14 protein-coding genes, 1 tRNA gene and 1 pseudogene are annotated in these 19,259 nt (G+C 61.7%); 10 read left to right on the plus strand and 6 right to left on the minus strand.

Annotated elements, in window-relative coordinates; all coding sequences use genetic code 11:
• Positions 1 to 164: 164 nt before the first annotated feature.
• Both VT03_RS03485 and VT03_RS03495 read right to left on the minus strand, forming a co-directional pair.
• The gene (locus VT03_RS03485; RefSeq protein ID WP_075091707.1) at positions 165 to 2,846 is read right to left on the minus strand and encodes a cation:proton antiporter; all 2,682 of its coding nucleotides are present in this window, start codon (positions 2,844 to 2,846) and stop codon (positions 165 to 167) included.
• 616 nt (positions 2,847 to 3,462) lie between these two features.
• A tRNA-Ser gene (locus tag VT03_RS03495) sits at positions 3,463 to 3,549 on the minus strand.
• A gap of 160 nt (positions 3,550 to 3,709) precedes the next feature.
• Here VT03_RS03495 and VT03_RS03500 point away from each other — a divergent pair.
• The 6 genes from VT03_RS03500 to VT03_RS35160 all read left to right on the plus strand — a co-directional run bounded on the left by VT03_RS03500 (position 3,710) and on the right by VT03_RS35160 (position 10,642).
• Complete coding sequence (locus VT03_RS03500; RefSeq protein WP_156514258.1) at positions 3,710 to 4,951, plus strand: tyrosine-type recombinase/integrase; 1,242 nt, start codon at positions 3,710 to 3,712, stop codon at positions 4,949 to 4,951.
• Positions 4,952 to 5,036: 85 nt separating this feature from the next.
• A complete protein-coding gene (locus VT03_RS03505) occupies positions 5,037 to 5,603 on the plus strand; it encodes an ECF-type sigma factor (RefSeq protein ID WP_075091710.1) in 567 nt (188 codons plus the stop codon).
• Between the two features lie 95 nt (positions 5,604 to 5,698).
• Positions 5,699 to 7,591: a serine/threonine-protein kinase gene (locus VT03_RS03510; RefSeq protein WP_075091711.1), complete on the plus strand. Its 1,893-nt coding sequence runs from the start codon at positions 5,699 to 5,701 to the stop codon at positions 7,589 to 7,591.
• Positions 7,592 to 8,181: 590 nt separating this feature from the next.
• Positions 8,182 to 9,729 carry a DUF3987 domain-containing protein gene (locus tag VT03_RS03515; protein WP_075091712.1) on the plus strand — a complete coding sequence of 516 codons (1,548 nt, stop codon included), beginning with the start codon at positions 8,182 to 8,184 and terminating at the stop codon, positions 9,727 to 9,729.
• A 213-nt stretch (positions 9,730 to 9,942) separates the two neighbouring features.
• Positions 9,943 to 10,305, plus strand: a complete 363-nt coding sequence (locus VT03_RS03520) for a hypothetical protein (protein WP_156514259.1) — start codon at positions 9,943 to 9,945, stop codon at positions 10,303 to 10,305.
• 64 nt (positions 10,306 to 10,369) lie between these two features.
• Positions 10,370 to 10,642 (plus strand): helix-turn-helix domain-containing protein, encoded by a 273-nt coding sequence (locus tag VT03_RS35160; protein WP_410000387.1) that lies wholly within the window; start codon positions 10,370 to 10,372, stop codon positions 10,640 to 10,642.
• A gap of 316 nt (positions 10,643 to 10,958) precedes the next feature.
• Here VT03_RS35160 and VT03_RS35165 read toward each other — a convergent pair.
• A pseudogene (locus VT03_RS35165) lies at positions 10,959 to 11,400 on the minus strand (transposase); the annotation flags it as partial.
• Between the two features lie 20 nt (positions 11,401 to 11,420).
• Positions 11,421 to 12,382, minus strand: a protein-coding gene (locus tag VT03_RS32535) for an IS630 family transposase (protein ID WP_231870589.1) whose coding sequence is annotated in 2 segments (ribosomal slippage) — positions 11,421 to 12,046 and positions 12,046 to 12,382 — 963 coding nt in all. Because the reading frame shifts where the segments join, the coding sequence is not laid out codon by codon here.
• 284 nt (positions 12,383 to 12,666) lie between these two features.
• Here VT03_RS32535 and VT03_RS03540 point away from each other — a divergent pair.
• Positions 12,667 to 14,838, plus strand: a complete 2,172-nt coding sequence (locus VT03_RS03540) for a protein kinase domain-containing protein (protein WP_231870670.1) — start codon at positions 12,667 to 12,669, stop codon at positions 14,836 to 14,838.
• 776 nt (positions 14,839 to 15,614) lie between these two features.
• Here VT03_RS03540 and VT03_RS03545 read toward each other — a convergent pair.
• Complete coding sequence (locus tag VT03_RS03545; RefSeq protein WP_075091717.1) at positions 15,615 to 16,130, minus strand: hypothetical protein; 516 nt, start codon at positions 16,128 to 16,130, stop codon at positions 15,615 to 15,617.
• Between the two features lie 177 nt (positions 16,131 to 16,307).
• Between VT03_RS03545 and VT03_RS03550 the strand changes: the two genes are divergently transcribed.
• From VT03_RS03550 to VT03_RS03560, 3 genes are read left to right on the plus strand one after another with little or no spacing between them, the layout of a single operon-like run.
• A complete protein-coding gene (locus VT03_RS03550; RefSeq protein WP_075091718.1) occupies positions 16,308 to 16,739 on the plus strand; it encodes an arsenate reductase ArsC in 432 nt (143 codons plus the stop codon).
• Between the two features lie 33 nt (positions 16,740 to 16,772).
• Positions 16,773 to 17,117, plus strand: coding sequence for an ArsR/SmtB family transcription factor (locus VT03_RS03555; protein ID WP_075091719.1), 345 nt, complete (start codon positions 16,773 to 16,775; stop codon positions 17,115 to 17,117).
• 13 nt (positions 17,118 to 17,130) lie between these two features.
• Complete coding sequence (locus tag VT03_RS03560; RefSeq protein WP_075091720.1) at positions 17,131 to 17,571, plus strand: DUF6428 family protein; 441 nt, start codon at positions 17,131 to 17,133, stop codon at positions 17,569 to 17,571.
• A 349-nt stretch (positions 17,572 to 17,920) separates the two neighbouring features.
• On the opposite strand, the gene VT03_RS03565 is transcribed toward VT03_RS03560, so the two are convergent.
• Complete coding sequence (locus VT03_RS03565; protein WP_075091721.1) at positions 17,921 to 19,246, minus strand: ParB/RepB/Spo0J family partition protein; 1,326 nt, start codon at positions 19,244 to 19,246, stop codon at positions 17,921 to 17,923.
• Positions 19,247 to 19,259: the final 13 nt, after the last annotated feature.

The following is a 19,259-nucleotide window of genomic DNA, read 5'->3' on the forward strand; positions in this document are numbered from 1 at the left end:
TCGTAACAACAAGAAGATTCCAGAGAGATTCTTGAGACGTGGGCAGGTTTGGCCGCCCCGCTGTTTGGCCCCCAGGTCGCCAGCGGCTGGGTCGCCCCCAAGGTGCTGCCGACATCGCTGGCACGCCTCGATCGGGGTGGCCGGAAGAGAAGCAGCAGGCGGACTCAGGCGGGACGCGGGGCCTCCTGCAGGAGCTGGTGGACCTCTTCCCCCGTGAACGCCTCGCCCAGCTGCCGACGAATCTCCGGGTTCCCCGCCAGGCCGGCTAGTTTGCCAAGCAGGACGACCTGCAGTTCGGGTTTCTCCAGCGGCGTCACGAGGAGGAACAGCAGCGTCACCGGCTCGCTCGACTGGACGCTGAATCGAATCCCCGGCGACGCGGCGCGGCCGAAGATCAGCAGCGGCCGAGACAGGCCCGGGCAGCGGGCATGCGGAATGGCGACTCCGAGCCCCACGTCCGTCGACAGCTCCCGCTCGCGCGCCACGGCCAGGGCCGCGATGTCCTGCCCCTCCGGCAGCAGCGTTGGCGGAATCCGCCGCGCCAGGATCGCGATCGCGTCCTCGGACGTCGCGGCCTGGAGATCAAACACCGCGTGGTCGGGCAGCAGGAAATCGCCCAGGACGAGCTCCTGGTGCCGCGGGTACTCGTCTTCGATGCGTCCCACAACCTGCTCCAGGATGTCCTCCATCGTGATCAGGCCGACTGGAGCGCCCCTGTCCTCCACGAGGTAGAGCGAGATGTGCTCCCGCTGCATCTGCTGCAGCACCGTCTGGACATCTTCCTGAAGCGAAACCCCTCCGAGGGGCCGGATGAGACTCGTCCACCCCGACTCGTGCGCGGGATCGAGCGAGAGCAGGTCCTTCACGAGGAGGTATCCCATGGGGCGTCCCGTCGCGGCGTCGACAACGGGCCACCGCGAGAAGTGCTGCGCCGCGACTTTCCGCCGGACCGAATCGAGACTCTCACCGGCCGACAGCCGCCGGACGCGGGTCCAGGGGACCATGACGTTGCGGACGGACTGCCCCTGGAGGTTCGAGACATTTTCGAGGATCAGCCGCAGCCGGAGCTCGCGGACCGACCGCTCGACGAACTCGCGGCTCGCTCCCGTGTCGGCCAGAACGAGCCGCGCCAGCGCGACGGCCGCTTCCCCCTCTTCGAACACGGCAGCGGTCGTCCCGACCTGATCGAGCAGCTCCCGCTCGGCGAGATACCGGGCTCGGACGAGAATTCGCAACTTGTCGTTCAGGTTCCGTGCAGCCGAGACCACGGCCGCACTGTTGGAGGCGGACGGCAGCGTCAGCACGAGGTACGCGGCCCGTTCGATCTCCGCCTGCTCCAGAACCGCGTCGCGGGAGGCGTCGCCGTAGATCGCGGCCTGCCCCTGCTTGGTCAGTTCGGTCACCGTGTCCATGTTCAGGTCGATGATCACCGTCCGGAGCCCTGCCTCGCGGAGCAGCTGATTGACGGACCGGCCGACCGGTCCGAAGCCGACGACGACCGCCAGCCGTTCGGAGGGACCGGTGCCGCGGAGCTGCTTGTGGACGCCGATGTTCATCCGCCGCATCCGCCGCTCGGCCCGCGCGTTGAGCAGCTTCCAGAGTCGCGGCTGCCGGGCCAGCCAAGCTTCGATCGCGTGCCGGGACCGGAACAGGAGCGGATTCAGCGTGATCGACAGGATCGCCGACGCGACGAGGACATTGTGTCCGGAGAGCGGCAGGAGGTTCGCCTGATGGGCCGTCTCGGACAGGATGAACGAAAACTCCCCGATCTGGGCGAGGCCGACCGCCACTGTAATCGCCGTCCGGACCGACCAGCCGAGCGAGGCGACGATCACGAGCGCCGCCAGCGGCTTGACGATCAGAATGATCCCCATCGCGGCCAGGATCATGAGCGGCTGCTGGAGGACGAAGGCTGGGTCGAAGATCATGCCGACCGAGACGAAGAAGATCACCGCAAAGGCGTCCCGCAGCGGCAGGGCGTCCGCCGCCGCCTGGTGGCTCACGGGGGACTGGGCCACGACCATCCCGGCCAGAAACGCCCCCAGGGCCATCGAGGCACCGAACGCAAAATAGGCCCCCGTCGCGACGGCGACGGAGAACACAAGGATCGTCAGCGTGAACAGCTCCCGGGAGCGGAGCCGCGCCACCTGGACCAGCACCCACGGGACGAGCCGCTGCCCGGCCACCCCCACTGTCACGACGAGCGCCACGAGCTTCAGCAGCGCCAGACCGATGGCGGCCCACGGACTCAAGGGAGCGACGGCCGCCGCAACCACCTCCCCGTGCTCCAGAGCCGCGTGGCCCGCCTCAACCACGGCCGGTCCCGCCGACGTTCCCAGGACCGGGATGAGCACGAGGACGATGACCGTCAGGACATCCTCGACGAGGAGCCACCCGACGGCGACATGCCCCTCCGGCGCGTGGAGCACGTTGGCATCGGCCAGGACCCGCATCAGGACGACCGTGCTGGCGACCGCCAGAGCCATCCCCATCACCAGCCCCCCCTTCACCGGCATTCCCAGGGCGACGAAGCACACGACGCCGAGCAGAGTCGCCATGAGGCTCTGGCCGATCGCCCCCGGAATCGCGACCCCTTTGACGGCCAGCAGGTCCTTGAGGTGAAAGTGCAACCCGACGCCGAACATCAGCAGGATCACGCCGACTTCGGCCAGCTGGTGGGCGATGTTGATGTCGCCGACGAAGCCGGGCGTGTGGGGGCCGATCAGGACGCCGGCGATCAGGTAACCGACGATCGGCGAGAGCCGGAGCCGTTGCGTCACGAGCCCCAGGATCCAGGCACTCGTAAAGGCGGCCGCGATAGTGGTGATGAGGGGAAGATCGTGCACGGGGCGAATGGGGCAGGAGAAGTCGGAACAGATCGAACGATCGACGAATCCCCGACAGGTCGGCGCGCCCCGGCGGGGACCTATCAGACTCCCCACGCCGGAATGAGACAAGCGAACTCGAACCGCATCCTTGCCGGCACGACTCGGCAGCCTCAAACCCAATGTGCGACGGCAGTCGGCGTCAAGGAGCCAGGCCTACCTCGAGGCGCTGGCGAGCGAACTGGACGGCAGCCGGAGCCGCTTTAGCTCATCGCGCCGTTGGAGAAGCTGCAGAACCATCGGCACCAGTTCTACGAAGAGGCCCGACAGCACGCCGCTCACGCCGAGATCGTCGTTGAGCTTCCCACCGAGCAGTAGAAACGTGCGCGCGGGAGTCACCTGACCGCTGCGTCTCTGGAGGGAGCCGGACAAGAAATCGCACAACCGGCGTCAGTCCAACGTGATCAAAGGCCTCATGATTCCCTCCTCTTTGGTCTCCATCACCCGGACTGCGCGATCGACCTGCGAGAACGGGATGCGGTGCGTCGTCATGAGGCTCGGATCGACCCAGCCGACCGCAAAGAAAAAAACCTTGAACTTCCTGAGTTTTCTCAGGGGTTCAAGGTGTTAGAGGAAGCGGAGAGAACGGGATTCGAACCCGTGAGACGGTTGCCCGCCTACCGGATTAGCAATCCGGCGCTTTCGGCCACTCAGCCATCTCTCCGACTAATGTTTTTGCTAGCTTTTCGTTCCTCTTCGGTGTTCGCTGTCGTCAGTCGTGACACCTTGTTTGACACCAGGGTCGCTCGCTACTATACAAAACGGCACCTGACTGAGTCACCAGGCAGGCGCCAAAGCCAACCCCTGCGTTACTAGGTGCTGACGTGCCGAAGTCTATCGGCTTGCCCGGTGCTGGCAAGCCAAGGAAACCGCGTCCCGACTTCCCGCTTTTTCCGCACTCCAGCGGACGCTGGTGCAAGAAGGTCCGGAGCAAGTTCGTCTACTTCGGGAAGGTGTCAGATGACACCGACGGCCAGAAGGCGCTCGCGCTCTGGCTCGAGCAGAAGGACACGCTGCTCGCGGGGCGGGTTCCCCGAAAACGCCGAGAGGACGACGTTACACTCGAAGACCTGTGCGATTTCTTCATGAGTGCCAAGGAGCGGGCGCGGAATGACGGGGAGCTGACTCCTCGGTCGTTCGCAGAGTATTACGGGACCTGTCAGAGGTTGCTCAACCACTTCGGCGCTTCTCGTATCGTGGACGAGGAGAACCTGACAACTGAGGAGTTCGGAAAGTATCGCAGCGAGCTCCAGAAGACGCGTGGCCCTTCAGCGCTCGCGAGCGAGATCATTCGATCTCGGATGGTGTTCAAGTTCGGGTTCGACGAGCGACACCTGAAGACGCCGATTCGCTTCGGCCAGTCCTTCAGCGTTCCAAAGAGGAAGGACTTTCGACAAGCCGAGGCAGCCCGCGGCCCTAAGATGTTTGAAGCGGAGGAACTTCGTTCGATCTTGGCTGATTTGGAGCCTCGCGATCCAGTCCAGCACGCGATCGTCCTGCTGGCGATCAATGCGGGATACGGCCAAAACGATATTTCTTCAATCCCCCATACGGCTCTGGACCTCATGCGAGGTTGGGTCAACTTCCCACGACCAAAGACCGGGCTGCCGCGACGGGCTAAGCTGTGGCCAGAAACCATCGCAGCCATCGAGAAGGCCATACCATTGAGGCGCGCGCCAAAATCGAACGAACACGCCGGGCTGGCGTTCCTGACTCGGAAGGGTGAGCCGTGGGTGCGTCATATTGAAGCGACGCTCGCCGCCGAAAACGAGAACGAGGAGGATTCGACGCTGTGGAAGTCACGAATTGACTCACTCGGCAAAGTGTTCAACCTGACTCTCAAGCGACTGGGCATTGGGGGGAAGCGAGGGTTTTACGGCATCAGGCACTCGTTCCAAACCGCCGGTGACCGCTCCAAGGACGAGGGAGCCGTGAAGTTCTGCATGGGACACATCGACGAGAGCATGAGCGCCAGATATCGCGGGAAGCCCCCAGAAGATGAGCGCCTGGTGGCGGTGGCGAATGCGGTCCGGGAGTGGTTGTTCGGGAATCCCAAGCCGTTGTAACGTAGCTTCACTGAAGGTCATCTGCGGTTGGCCGAAACGAGTCTCCCGACGACGGATATGGGCTCGCCACCTTCACTCTTCGTTCATGTCTGAAGTCACAGCCATCCTCGCAGCGGTTCAACGCGGAGAGCGTCAGGCGTCGGATGAACTCATCGCGCGACTGTACGCTGAGCTGCGAGCATTGGCGGCTGCGAAGTTGTCAGCCGAGCCGCCGGGGCAAACGATTCAGGCGACGGCGCTCGTTCATGAGGCTTACCTACGGTTGGTCGGCGATCCAAGCTCGCTACAATGGGACAGCCGAGGGCACTTCTTCGCAGCGGCGGCCGAGTCGATGCGACGGATCCTTGTCGATCGCGCCCGTCAGCGATCGACAAAGAAGCACGGCGGAGACGCAGAGCGGATCGAGTTTGATGAGGCCGTCCTACAATCGCCCTCATCCGGGCCCCACGTCGATCTTGAATTGATCGATAACGCTCTTACGGAGCTGGAACTTCAAGACGAACCAGCGGCGAGACTGGTCAAGTTGCGGTATTTTGCAGGGTTGTCGCACCAGGAAGCGGCTGAGGCGATGGGAATGACGAGGCGAGCGGCGGATCGTCTCTGGGTTGTCGCGCGGGCGTGGCTGTTCCGGCGGCTACAGGAATCGATCTAACGGTTCCAAGATTTTGCGTGCAGCTTGAGTGAATTTCTCGCATTGAGAGTGGGACGCGTCCGCGTCCGTACACAGTAGCGAGACGAGGTGCGACGATGGCGGAGTGGAATCCTCGGGCGAATGAGATTTTGGTCCATGCGATCGAAGCCGGATTCCCGGCCGACCGGAAGGCGGTGCTGGATCGAGAGTGTGCCGGGGATGACGGGCTGCGAACACTGGTTGAGCAACTCCTCCAAGCGCACGACGCGGCTCAGAGCTTTCTGCAAGAACCACTGGCCTCCGGCGCCTCGACGAGGCTCGCCGGGCCAGACACAGCTTTAGATGCGACCGGGCAGGAGATCGGGCCGTACAAGCTGCTGCAGGTGATCGGCACAGGAGGAATGGGGACCGTCTACCTAGCCGAACAGCACGAACCGGTCCGGCGAAAAGTGGCGCTCAAGGTGATCAAGGCGGGGATGGACACCGCCCAGGTAATCGCTCGATTTGACGCCGAACGGCAGGCTCTGGCGCTGATGGATCATCCCAACATCGCCAAAGTTCTCGACGTCGGAATGACGGGCGCAGGCAGGCCCTACTTTGCGATGGAACTGGTCAAAGGGGTGTCAATTACGAGGTACTGTGACGACAACCGGTTGACCCCGCGCGAGCGATTAGAGTTGTTCCTCCCGGTCTGTCAGGCAGTTCAGCATGCCCACCAGAAGGGTGTCATTCACCGTGACCTGAAGCCGTCGAACATCCTTGTTGCCAGCTACGACGGTCAGCCTGTTCCGAAAGTGATCGACTTTGGCGTGGCCAAGGCCGTGGGAAGCCAACTCACTGAACAGACTCTATTCACCGGTTTCGGAAGTGTCGTCGGAACGTTCGAGTACATGAGCCCCGAGCAGGCCAACTTTAACGCTCTGGATGTCGACGTCCGTTCCGATGTCTACAGCCTGGGAGTGATTCTCTACGAGCTGCTGACAGGATCTCCTCCGTTGCCCGCTCAACAATTGCGGTGCGCGGCGATCCTCGATGTCCTGCGGATGATTCGTGAGCAGGAGCCCCCCCGTCCTAGCGCGCGGCTAACGGAATCGCAAGAAGCCCTACCGTCCCTTTCAGCGAGCCGTCGGCTCGATCCCGCGAAACTCAAGAAAGAGATCGGCGGCGAACTGGACTGGATTGTCATGAAGGCACTCGAAAAAGATCGGTCTCGCCGGTACGAGTCTGCAAACGGTCTTGCACGGGACGTGACGAATTTTCTGCGAGACGATCCCGTCGAAGCCTGTCCTCCTTCGACGGCGTACCGCTTTTGGAAGTTTGCGCGACGTCACGAACGGACTCTGGCGGCAGCCGCCTGCCTTGGAGTTGTTTTTCTGATCAGTTTCCTTGCTGTCTCCTGGCAGGCCTATCGAGCCGCGATTGCTGAACAGAGGGCGGTGATTTCGGCGCAGCTTTCCGCGCAGCAATTCGACGCCGTCAACCGGCAGCTAGGAAGTTCGATTACAACGCTCGACGTGGCTGAACACGATCGCGACGTGGCAGTCAGCGAGCGCGACGACATTGTCGCGGGTCTGCATCGCGCGGTCTCTCGCAATCTGACTGACAAGGAACGGGCCAGCCTCGCCGCTCGTGTGAGCGAGAACTTGAACACCCTGGAGTACCCTGGAGCGCGCCGGGTCGAGTCGAAGAATCTTGGATCGATTCACCTGATCACTCTCGATGCGCCCAACAGTTTGGACGAGGTCAAGCGTTGGTATCGCGAAACGTTAGAACAGCAAACCACGTCAACAAGTGGAGCGAAGCTTGTCGTTGGCACGGCGACCGAGCAAAAAAAGGCCGCACCAAGAAACGAAGCTGCGGTGTCGAGAGGAAGTTCTGACGACCTCGGTGAGCCTCGCTCAGCTAGCCGGACTCGGGTGTACAGAACGGGCGACGGAACGGTGATCATTTCATTCAGTCCGCGCGGAGGTCACGCTGGGACAATCGTTGATGTCATCTTCGTGCCATAGGTGTCTGCGAAAGCCGTAAACGGCAGACCACCGGTTGAAGCCCGGGCACTGAACAAAATGGTGAACAGATTATTGACGTGCGTGGTCCTCGGAGGCAGAATCAGCACCCGAACAGGAACACGAGTAAGAGCGAAGGACGCTCGTTGACGGACCTCAAGACGTGGCCGCATTCATTCCTTCCGACGAGCAAATCACCGACTGGCGGACGAACCCGCGGTTCTGCCGGAGCCTCGCTTTTTTGAGGGCTCATGCGGTCATGTTGATGGTGCGGCAGGTCGGTAGATCGTCGTAACGCTTTCGTGATCGAGCCCATTGCTGCGCTCGATCGATGACCAGGCTGTGAGGAACCCCGACCGCCGCTTCGCGGGTCGAGGCCGCCTGCGACCAAGGTGCACACCACCTGCGTTAACCCACTCTCCGCGGGGTCGCGACGTCCGCTCGCGCGGGTAGGGCAATCGCACACGCGTTCCGACGCTTCGAACCCAACTCTCGGCATCGCAACAAGTCAGAAACTCATTTAACCGGCCGGTGGTTGGCGCCTGCCACTCTGCCATTCCGTATTCTCCAAGGCGAAGAAGGCAAAACGCGAAATGGTTTTCGTCAGTCGCGATCTCTCGTTTCTCGACGGCAACGCCGTCTCCAAATACGACACTCTCTTCAGGCACTCAGCAGTCAAAACCCTCGCGAGGATGTCGAGGGAACGGGAGTGGTCCCGCGAAGAGCTTCGGGCCTACGTCCAAGACCACAGCGGCCCTCGCCACTATGGATTCCCCGACGACCAAAGCTTCGACGAGTTCGTTGCGACGATGTGTAATGACTTCGAGTTTGAGCTTGGGCAAGAAGGGCTACCAGATGAGTTCTTCGCTGTTCCGGGCGTCCTTCAGGACTTTGCCTACTTCGTCATCAAGACGTCTCCGCGTCCCCAGAAAGTACTGGCATTGCTCGGAGGGATTTGCCTCGTTTCCTGCCTGATCGGACGGAAGATTAAGAGCTCGCTGGGGGCAACGGGGAATGTGTTCATTGGTACCTTCGCGCAGTCGGCGTCCGGAAAAAACAGGGTACTTGAGGCATTCAGCAGAGTGACCTCCGCCGCCGGTTGTCCCGAGTACATCCTGCCCGGCGACATGACGAGCGACTCGGCTCTGGCAGATGCCTTGAGCAAGCAACCGGCGGGGTTGTGGCCCGTCGACGAGTTCGGAAAGTTCATGGAGATCGCCAACTCCGACAAGGCCTCGGGACCGCTGAAACTTTTGATTTCCCTCATGATGAAGATCTTTTCCGCCTGTGGAATTCGAGACTTCCGCCCGAAGAAGTTCGCCGACGGCAAGAACGATCGGGTTATCGACATGCCACATTTAGTCATCTACGCCACGGGAACCGACGACTCGCTTAGACATCTGACTCCCGAGAGCAATCGAGACGGATTCAACTCTCGATTCATCTTCTACAACGAGACGAGTGCCCGGCCAGCTCACCGAACGGTCGAGGACGTGCCCATCCCTTCGGGGTTACTGGACTGGATCAAACTCGCTGCCAACTACCGGCCCGGCGGCGGAGATGTCACATGGCAGATGGGCGAGATGCGGGTAGTCCCGGTGTCTCCGGAGGCCCAACTCGCATGGGAACGATTTCGCCGGCGATGTGACATCCTGGCGGACACATACACCGAGGATGAAGGGGCGTCGATCTATGCCCGAACAGCCGAGCGAGCGAGTAACTTCGCCCTGATCTTCGCGGCCTCTCAAGTGTTCATCGATGGAGACATCCGCATCGAGAAGACGCACATGGATTGGGCGATCGCCCTGGTCGATTGGTTGACTGTCGAGACGCTGAAATGCATCGAGAAGGTTGGCCGCAATACACGCGAGCGAGACGTGAATGAGATCGTCGAATTCGTGCGATCGAAGAAGCGAGGTGGAGCGACGCTCACGGACATCACGAAGCACTTTCGCCGTATGACCCTTCGGTATCGCACGGAGCTGCTGGAGGAGCTCGTCGGGACCGAGGTCCTCGTCAGCGTGAAGACGCCCACCTCCCGAAAAATCCGAACGACGCTCTACATCCCCGGCTTCGCCCCGAAGGAAGCGGGTGAAGTGGAAATGGTTTCGATTGGAGCGTCCTCCTCTGCGAGTGACTGACAGCTTCCCAAATTGAACTTGGCAACGGGAACTTGTCGCCGGCCACAAGTCGCAGCCGGTCGGGAGGTTCGGTCAATCAATTCAATAAGTTCCATATTTTTAGATAGATATCTCTTCCCTTTCCTCCTCCCTCTCCCGGGCAGTCTCCGCCGAGATGTGCCCCGGGAAATTATCCAACTTATCACTCTGTCGTTGCGACAGATCGGAGCCAGCGTGAAACGCGAGTATCCCCGCAACCCGGACATCCCCTCAGGTGCGGCTTTTCGGCCGTGGTTTCGTGAACTCATTGGAGACCAGCCCGCGTTCGTCGTGACGATGTCCATGAGCGGGATCAGCGAAGCCAAGGTCCGGCAAATCTGCGCTGAGAGGGGAGTCGAGTTCTCCCCGCTGATGCAGGCCGCGTGCGAGCAGGCAGAGAGCGCGGACAAGGCAAACAGAGATGCTTTCCCATCGTTGGAAGAGCAGTTCGCCCCCTACGGCGGTCTGGACGCTTTCCTGCAGACCTACTGCAACGTCCGGCCGAACGGCGAAGCGCAACCGGCCGAGGGATCGTCGGGGAACGCGATCGAGGCGTGATCCCGCGCTGGGATCCGCCTCACGGTGGGGCGGAATCCCCCGCTGACTCAACAGAAAGGAACGAATGGCATCCGACAACCCCACGCATGCGTTTTCACCGACTGAATTAGCTGCACGTTGGAACTGCACACCGGAGACCATCCTGGCCATGATCCGGCGGGGAACCCTTCGGGCGTTCACGCTGAGCCCTCCAGGCTGCAAGAGGCCTCGCTGGCGAGTGTCGCGAGCCGCGGTCGAAGACTACGAGGCCGGGCCTGTTCAGGTGAAACCGCCCGAGCAGCCTCGACCAAGTCGTCGAAGCCGGGATACGCAGCTTAAGCGTTTCTTCCGCGTGTGAGTTCGACGTCGATCGAAACGACAGCCTTCGGGCTTCGTTTCGATCGACGCAGCCTCCCACTTACGATGGAAACACCCGATGCTCGCGAGCCCTCAACTGAAAGTCAGGTCAGGAGAAGACAGCCGCTTGTCAGATGGCCTTAACAATATACGGGTCCTTCCTGGGGGAAAACGCATTTCCTGATAGCCGGCGGAGGTATAGGCCGTCTAGGTATTTACACGCATATCAGATTCCGGCGATGTGACGCGACACCTCTGCCGGTGAAGGGTCGCGCGATCGGAAGCAGCCTCGCGCTCACCCGATATCCCAAGTTGGGTTAAGCATATGCATATGCTCTTGCATTGAAAAGATTCATCAGTCTGCGAAGGATAAGGACGGCGAAAGTGAGACGATGCAGGCCCGCTGACGTCGTTGTGAGCCGTTCTTAGTACCGGCCAGCCGCGGCAATCGGGACAGCCAGCCGAAGCTTCGTTCCACAACCCACCGTCGCGGTAGGAGAACGAAGCCCTTGTGGGCTTCGACGTGTTTCACAACTTTCAGTTCAATCCCCTGGGCGAGAACCGCCTCGACTGTGGCTTCTCCGGGATATCCCTGATCGACATAGGCCAGTGCCACGGTTTGCCGGTTGCCTCTTGGACCTGTTCCGCAAGTTGAGCCACCTGAGCCAACTCCTGCTCGCTGGCAGGAGTAACGAGCAAGGCCAGGAGATGACCGGGAGTGTCCACAACGGCGTCAACCTTGGAGTCGTTCTGCGTTCGTATCCGAATTAGTCTCGTTTTCACGGCGGTGTAGCGGCGGGCCTGGAACTGGGGTGGTACCCGCAATGGGTGATGTAGCGGCCACATTCGTCCGCGGAGAAGCGGTCAAGAATCTTCCCCAGCAGTTCCCACAGCCCCTCCACCGTCCGTTCCTTGGCACTCCGCAGCAGCCGCTTCAGCTTCGAGAACACCAGCTCGATGGGGTTCAGGTCTGGACTGTACGGCGGTAGGTAGGCCACCCGCGCTCCGGCCCCCTCAATGGCTTCCCGAACACCCAGCACCTTGTGCGAGGCCAGGTTGTCCATCACCACGATGTCGCCAGTCCGCAAGGTTGGCACCAGCTGTTGGCGCACGTAGGCCAGGAAGATCCGCCCATTGATGGCGCCATCGATCACCACCGGCGCGGTGAGTCCCTCTAGCCGGAGTGCCGCCACGAACGTCGTGGTCTTCCAGTGCCCATGGGGGACGGTACCGATCAGCCGCTGGCCCTTGCGGCTGCGGCCATATCGGCGGCTCATGTTCGTCGAGGCCCAGGTCTCGTCGATAAAGACGAACCGGCTCATGTCCTCTGGACTCAGCGCGCTTTGCCACTTCCGCCAATCCGTGCGTTGGCTGGCGACGTCTGGCCGGTCCTGTTCCGCCGCGCGGAAGACTTTTTTTTCAAGGTGAACCGGAGGGCGATCAGCGCCCGGGAGAGAGTCGGGATGCTGAGTGGAATTTCCAGATGCTCTTTGAGTTCCGCGAGCGTGGCATCCGGCTGGTCCGTCACGAACTGCTCAATCGAGTCAGCATATGGTTGCCATTTGGGAGGAGACGTCTTCGGTCGCCGGGGAGCCGTTTCACCGCTCTCCCGCCGTCTCTGGCGGAGGCGTCTGATCCAAGACTCACTGACGTTGTACTTCACGGCAACCTGCCGGGCCTCCATCCCAGCGTCGCAGTCGGCCAGCACCCGGTTCCTGAGATCCATCGAGTAAGCCTTCATCGGCAGCCTCCTTGAGGTTACCTGTCTTACTCAATTCCCGCGGATGGCGCTAGAGACTGAAGAGAACCGCTCTAGCCGGCCTGCCCTCCGCTCTTCGGCGTGGACCGAATTGTCCGGCCATCGAGGATCACGGCGGAGTGATTCGCTCTCCGATCTCCGACCAGACGCAGGAGCTCTCGAACGTTTGTGCATAATGCCCCAGTCAGGGTATGCCGTTCGTGATCGAGGACCGCAAAGACGAAGAACTGGTCGTCGGTGCGAATGCCTGATGGAGCATTACGTTGGTGCTTCTCGCCTTTCTGCAACGTAGTTATTCTTCGATTCCAGCTAGCGGGGTTCGCGAAGAGGTCACACATTCACCACGGTTCGCTGCTTCCGGCATGTCCATGTCCCTGAACACCTTTGTTACTCAATTGGTGGAAAGTGGTGTCGTCTCGCAGGACGTCGTCGAACGACTTCAGAGTGAGGCATCGCCAGCGAGCGCGGAGGAATTTGCCCGATCGCTCATCGCTCTGAAGCAATTGACTCCATACCAGGCGCGGAATCTCCTGGCCGGCAAAGGGCGTGGGCTGTTGCTGGGGAACTACGTGATCCTCGACAAGCTCGGTCAAGGCGGTATGGGAATGGTCCTCAAGGCCCACCACCGACGAATGGATCGGATCGTCGCCCTGAAGGTCCTCTCCCCACACTTGGTCAAATCCAACGAGCTCGTCAGCCGTTTCCACCGAGAGGTCAAAGCGGCCGCGAAGCTGAGCCATCCCAGCATCGTCATGGCGTTCGACGCAGACGAAGCTCGGGGAACGCATTTTCTGGTGATGGAGTATGTCGAGGGGAGCGACCTTTCGGATGTCGTCGATCGCGAAGGGCCGCTAGCGATTCCACAAGCGGTCAGTTACGTCGTGCAAGCGGCTGAGGGACTTGCGTTCGCGCATCTCCACGGCGTCGTTCATCGAGATATCAAGCCCGCAAACCTTCTGCTGGGGCGAAATGGCTTTGTCAAGATTCTTGACATGGGTTTGGCCCGGATCGAGGGGGAAACGGGAACCAACGCTCAACTCACAGGAAGCGGTGCCGTGATGGGGACGGTGGATTACATGGCTCCTGAGCAGGCGCTGAGCAGCAAGCGGGCCGATGCCCGCAGCGACATCTATTCTCTTGGGATCACGCTGTGGTATCTCCTGACGGGGCGTCCCGCATTCGATGGCGATTCGCTGATGGCCCGCCTGCTTGCTCACCGCGAGTCGCCAGTGCCCTCGCTTCGAACAGCCCGGCAAGACATCCCGTCAAAGCTTGACGACGTGTTCCGGAAAATGATCGCGAAGCGGCCAGAAGACAGGTTCTCGTCGATGCCTGAGGTCCTGGAGGCGCTTGTTCCTTTCGATACGCTGGCTCAAGCTAACGAACGGCCCGCCGATGCGGCTTCCAGTCGCACTGTGAAGCAACCGCGACGAAGAAACGTCGCGGCCCTCCTGGACGCTGAGAAGGGCTCCCGCTCGGAGACAGTCCTCGAGCGGCCTTCGCCAGGCGGCAGCCGGCTGTCGGGAGCAACCCGGGTCCCGACATTTGCCGGGTCGCGCCGGTTCTTGTTTGGAGGGCTTGCGGTACTGCTCCTGGCAGGAGCCCTGACAACCGCCCTACTTCTCGCGTCTCGCAGTTGGACCACCCATCTCGGAGACAACAGGCAGGGTGGGGCCGGCGAGGTCTATGGTCGCCCCGATCATTCCATCACTCCTCAAGGGAGCTCTCCCTCGCTCCCTTCGCCACCGCTCGATGGAGCGCGCCGTTCCGCATTGACTGGGGTGGCGGGGCTGAGATTCGACGGCGCAGAGTCTCACGTCGATGTCGCAGCACTCTCCCTAGACGCATCCAAGCCTTACACCGTCGAATTCTGGGGGACGCCCACGGATCTTCCGGGGGGTTCCGTCGTCAAGTTGCACGGACCCATCGGTTTCAGTCTTTGGCGCGGACTTACTTACGCAAACTGGGGGACACTCGCGTTGCCTGGCCCCGCCTCAACGGCCGGCCCCACGGTGGCCCAGACGCATACTCGACGGATCACCATTGATCAGCGTCAGCATGTCGCAATGACTTTCGAGCCATCCACTACCACGATACGCATCTTCCTGGATGGGAGCGATGTGGGTAGCAGCGTTTATTCGGTGCCAATCGAGGCGGACAGGAGAGATGCCGACGCGCCAAAGGAACCAGGGGCCTTCACGATTGGTGCCTTCCCTCGGGCTCGTACCTACTACTTCGGAACGATTGATGAGTTGCGAGTTTCTCAATCGATCCGCTACCCCGGAGCTTTTTATCCGGAAGACACTTTCTCGAAAGACCCGTCGACCGTCTTGCTGTTTCACTTTGACGAGCGCTCGGGCGACGTGCTGACCGACTCCTCGGGACGCGGCCAGCATGGCAGGATCGTCGGAGCCAAATGGGTGGAGATGCCGCGTTAGTCCCGTTTGGTTCCGGGACAGACGCAATGACCGCCATTTCTAAACGGGCATCGTGTTCGATCTAAACCTATTCGTTAGGTGCTTGCGTGGCCTTGGCCAGACTCAGAATCAAACGGAAGCCTGCGACGGAGGTCCGGGTCGACGGTACGTCCCTCACGCAAGACGCGTCCGGATCGTACTGTCCACTCCGAAAGTAAGGGCGACCCTGTTGCTTTCGGCCAAAGCTGACCAGACGGGCCCCATGAGTAACAAGCCTGCAACGAACAACGTCCTTGTAACGAAACACCAATCCCGCCCCATTGATCCTCCATGGGATTCCGGATGAGCCGGCGATGGACATCGCGACCGCCCAGGACTCGGACGGTGATGAGGATTCGACACATTGGCGAGTCCGGTGGCCAGCGGTGGTCGCCGCGATGGAGAAGGGCAGTCTAGAGGGGCCAACCGTGGTGAGCGGTCGCTCCGACGGCTTTGACTTCATCACCACTTGCTGCCATTCGACGAGACCGGTTCCCGTGTTGTCCTGGTCAACGAGGTCCGGCGGGCGCCGGCGGCTCGCCAGAGGTTTGGTGCAGTCTGCTTGGCGACCTTGATCATCGCCGGGCTCAAATTTGCGCCTGAGTAATACAGGGCACTGCGGGTCGGGCGTTATCGGCCGGGGTGCCCTCCGGGGTGGGGTGCGCCTCCCGCCGGTCCGTGAGCTGCGCATGTAGCTGTCTCGCAGACCACCGTGCTCCCCCAGAGCTTTCAAACACGGGGCTGTGTCGGGTGGTGCCTCACGCCTCTTTTCGTACTCGCCGGCGTTGTGGGATTGCCGGCAACTCTCCCCTGGAGGTTCGCCAGGCAAGGTGTTCCTTCTGAAAAGACTTCATCGACTCCAGATGGGCGATGGTCAATCCGCAGCGAGTTTTTGCCCCCCTTTGCAGGAGGGCCTCGGACTGGTTGTTGTGCCAGCGCGTCGCCTCGTCGCGAGTGCCTAGTCGCACGATCTCGAACTGCTTTCCGAATTGGGAGCGGCAAAGCTGCTCGAACGTCGACTCAGCGGGCTTTGGGACCGTGATCCATGCTGACGCCAGCGTTTCTTCGGCAAAGTAAAACATCGCGGTCAGAACTGGCGTGGAAACAATGAATCCGGGCTTCGGCGTGTACCAAACGGCAAATCGTTTCGTCAGGGGCCACTGCGTGAGTCCTGATGCATCGGTTCCGCCCAAGAGGTCGAGGACGTCGTCTCGGGTGGTTTGTCCGGGGACGAGTCGCTTGTCGACGTAGTACAGGTCATCAGGCGCGAGCACGGTCGTTTCCTCTCCAGAGGCAGAGCTGGCTTCCTGATCGTCTCGCGGCGTGCGGCACATTGCTAGCCCGCCACATTCGGCCGCAGATTGACGGCAGGGGAGGGGGGAGCCTATATTCGCCTAGGCGAATGAGTTGTCGGAACGGACCGAACGTCGAAAACAGACTGCCACCGCATCATGAATCTCCCCACCGTCCTGATCCTGTGCACCGGGAACTCCTGTCGCAGCCAGATGGCCGAGGGTTACGTCCGACACCTGGCCGGCGAGCGGTTCAACGTGTTGAGTGCCGGCACAAATCCAAGCGAACAGGTGCATCCGCTGGCCGTCCAAGTGATGGCCGAGGACGGCATCGATATCAGCTCGCAGCGACCGAAGGGGCTCCGTGAGTACCTCGGTCGTGTCCCCGTCCATTACCTCATCATTGTCTGCGGCGGAGCGCAGGAAGCGTGTCCCCGGATCTGGCCGGGCCTGGGCGAGCGGTTGTTCTGGCCGTTCGACGATCCGGCCGCATTTGAAGGGACTGACCCCGAGACCGTGGCGGAGTTTCGGAGGGTTCGCTGTGAGATCCGCAGTCGTATTGAGGGGTGGGTCCCGGAGCTCGGCAAGTAGGCCGCGAGGCGAAAGACGCTGTAAGCTCAGTGAATGAAAACCGCGACCTTCCATCCCGACCGAGTGTTCCGCGCATTGGCCGATCAGACCAGGCTCAGGATTCTGAACCTGTTGCAGGGCGGGGAAGTGTGCGTCTGTGACCTCGTCTGCGTACTTGAGAGTCCGCAGCCGACTGTGTCCCGGCACCTCGCCTACCTTCGGCGGGCCGGTCTCGTGAAAGCCCGCAAGGAAGGAATCTGGGCGTACTACGAGCTCGTCCCGGCGGAGTCAGAGTTCGAACAGGCCGTTCGAAAGTGCTTAGACGTGTGCGGCGGCGAAGCACGGTTTGCGAGAGACGCCGCGATGCTTCGAAAGAAGCAGTCCCCGTGCTGCGAGTAGTAAGGAGAAGGAAATGACGGTCCGCGACCTGCATTTGATTCTGAAGCGTGCCGGCGACCGGCTGATTGAGGTCCGCCTGCCATCGGGGGAACGAATTCCCGCTCACTTTCATGTGACCGAAGTCGGACGTGTCGACAAGAACTTCATCGACTGCGGAGGGACGGTCCGGCACATGGCCTCCTGCCTTCTTCAGACCTGGACGGCCGATGACTACGACCATCGCCTCAAGTCCGCGAAGCTGGCCGGGATCATTCGGATGGCAGAACCTCTGCTGAAGTCGCTGGACCTGCCTGCAGAGCTCGAATATGGGGCGGATGTCGCGTCGCAGTACGCGATCACCGATTTCGACCTGTCGGATGATGCGATTATCCTCACGCTCAGCGGCAAGGAGACGGAATGCTTGGCACCGGATCGATGCGGTGTCCCGGGGTGCACCCCCGGTCAGTGCTGCTGACTTCAGCAGGGGAGGGGACCGCGCGAGAGGAGCAACTCCGCGGCTCCGGGGTCAGCGGCCGGGGGCCCCTCAGGGTTGGCCGCGCCCCCCGGAGCCGGGCCGCAGGCCGATCAAGACACGAAAACGCCGGTGTGGGAACTCAGGCATCCCAAGGGCCATCGGGAATGGCGAGCTCGACCGCACCGGCAATGCGAAGTTTATGAGCAGCCCGCTCCCGGACAAGGCGGAAAATTCGCCATCCGGTGTTGAGATCGCCGGTGCGGCGGACGCATCGGCCATTGTGGGGGCCGACTTAGCCCGCGCATTCCACGGCACCGGCACGGTCAGTGCATCAAAATGCACCGATCCTTCATCTCATCGAAAGGTCTGCCGGACGCATTCCTGGCGGAAAAATGGCCTTCTTGACCTTCGCTTCGATCTCCGGCCCGTAGACGTCCTGCAAGTCCGCCAGCTCGGCCGGCGTCAGCGAGGCGAGAAACTCCTCGGCGTACTTGATCCCGACCGCCTTGAGGATGGCACGCCCCTGCGAGAAGTCCTTGATGAACCACAGGCGGTCCCGGCTCGCCAGCATCGCGGCTTCTTTCAGGTACTCCGCCAGGTAAGTCATGACGCCGGAGGCTTTGATCTTCCCGGTCTGCCAGATGTGCGACAGCGGATTGAGGGCGTCGGGACCGCCGCGACCGCCGCCGGCTGCCCAGTGGATCGAGTTCGACCGGACCGGGAACGACAGTTCCAGAAGCGGGAGCCACTTCACCGCCGCTGCCGGGTGCTTCATGCAATACGCCTGGAACCGGCGATTGATCCAGGCCAGGACGATCCGCTGGCGGACGAGGATGTCCGGCGTCTTGGTCTTCGGTTCCTCTTCGGCCGCTTCCTTCTCGGCCTGAGCCTGGGCGTCGTCGGTGATCTTCTTCCAGGCGGCGACATTGAAGGCCACCGGCTTCCCGTTGAGGTTCCGGATGTCGAGCTCCGTCCTGTGGGCCTCGTAGAGGGGCAGGGGCTTCGTCCCCTCCGGAGCATGGCAGGGCCGGCTGATGTCGTTGACGTACTTGGCGGCTTCCTCCTCCCAATCCTTGACCGTGATCGACTTGGACGTGGTGAGGCAGTTGTAGAGCTGGGCCAGCTCCTTCGGGAGCTTCTCATGCACCTGGCTCAAGGCGGGAATGATCCGGGCGTGGGTGGGGTCGGCCAGCCCCTTCCGGAGCAGGAGCTGCCACTCTTCCGGCAGCTCCAGGAGCGCCAGCGATCGCGAGAGGGCCGCCTCGGCATAACCGAGGGCCGCGGCGGCCGCCTTCTGCTTCCCCTTTCCGGTCTGCATGTCGACCAGGGCTCGGAACTCGGTTGCCTTCTCGATGGGGTTGAGGTCTTTCCGCTCGAGGTTCTCGATGATCCGGAGGGTGTGCTCCTGCTGGACGGTCATTCCCTTGGGGTAGGTCCGGCAGACGACCTCCTTCAGGCCAGCCAGGCCGGCGGCGATCACCCGGCGGGTGCCGTAGATGATCGTCCCGTCATCCCGCACGGCAGGTTCCTGCAGGATGCCATTGACCTTAATCGAGGCGGCAAGGGCCTTCGTGTCGGGATCGTTCTCGATGTCGAGCCGGGCATTGAGTTCCGACCGTTTCAGGTCAGAGAGCTTCCAAGCCTTGAGCGTGTACGTACCGGTAGCGCGGACCATCAGCGGGTCTCCT

This window comes from Planctomyces sp. SH-PL14 (genome assembly GCF_001610835.1).
In the GTDB taxonomy this organism is placed as follows: domain Bacteria; phylum Planctomycetota; class Planctomycetia; order Planctomycetales; family Planctomycetaceae; genus Planctomyces_A.

Excerpts from the sequence above, each read along its gene's own strand:
- VT03_RS03505 (WP_075091710.1), top strand. The coding sequence starts at position 5,037 with ATGTCTGAAGTCACAGCCATCCTCGCAGCGGTTCAACGCGGAGAGCGT.
- VT03_RS03510 (WP_075091711.1), top strand. The coding sequence starts at position 5,699 with ATGGCGGAGTGGAATCCTCGGGCGAATGAGATTTTGGTCCATGCGATC.
- VT03_RS03515 (WP_075091712.1), top strand. The coding sequence starts at position 8,182 with ATGGTTTTCGTCAGTCGCGATCTCTCGTTTCTCGACGGCAACGCCGTC.
- VT03_RS35160 (WP_410000387.1), top strand. The coding sequence starts at position 10,370 with ATGGCATCCGACAACCCCACGCATGCGTTTTCACCGACTGAATTAGCT.
- VT03_RS03550 (WP_075091718.1), top strand. The coding sequence starts at position 16,308 with ATGAATCTCCCCACCGTCCTGATCCTGTGCACCGGGAACTCCTGTCGC.
- VT03_RS03555 (WP_075091719.1), top strand. The coding sequence starts at position 16,773 with ATGAAAACCGCGACCTTCCATCCCGACCGAGTGTTCCGCGCATTGGCC.
- VT03_RS03560 (WP_075091720.1), top strand. The coding sequence starts at position 17,131 with ATGACGGTCCGCGACCTGCATTTGATTCTGAAGCGTGCCGGCGACCGG.
- VT03_RS03565 (WP_075091721.1), bottom strand. The coding sequence starts at position 19,246 with ATGGTCCGCGCTACCGGTACGTACACGCTCAAGGCTTGGAAGCTCTCT.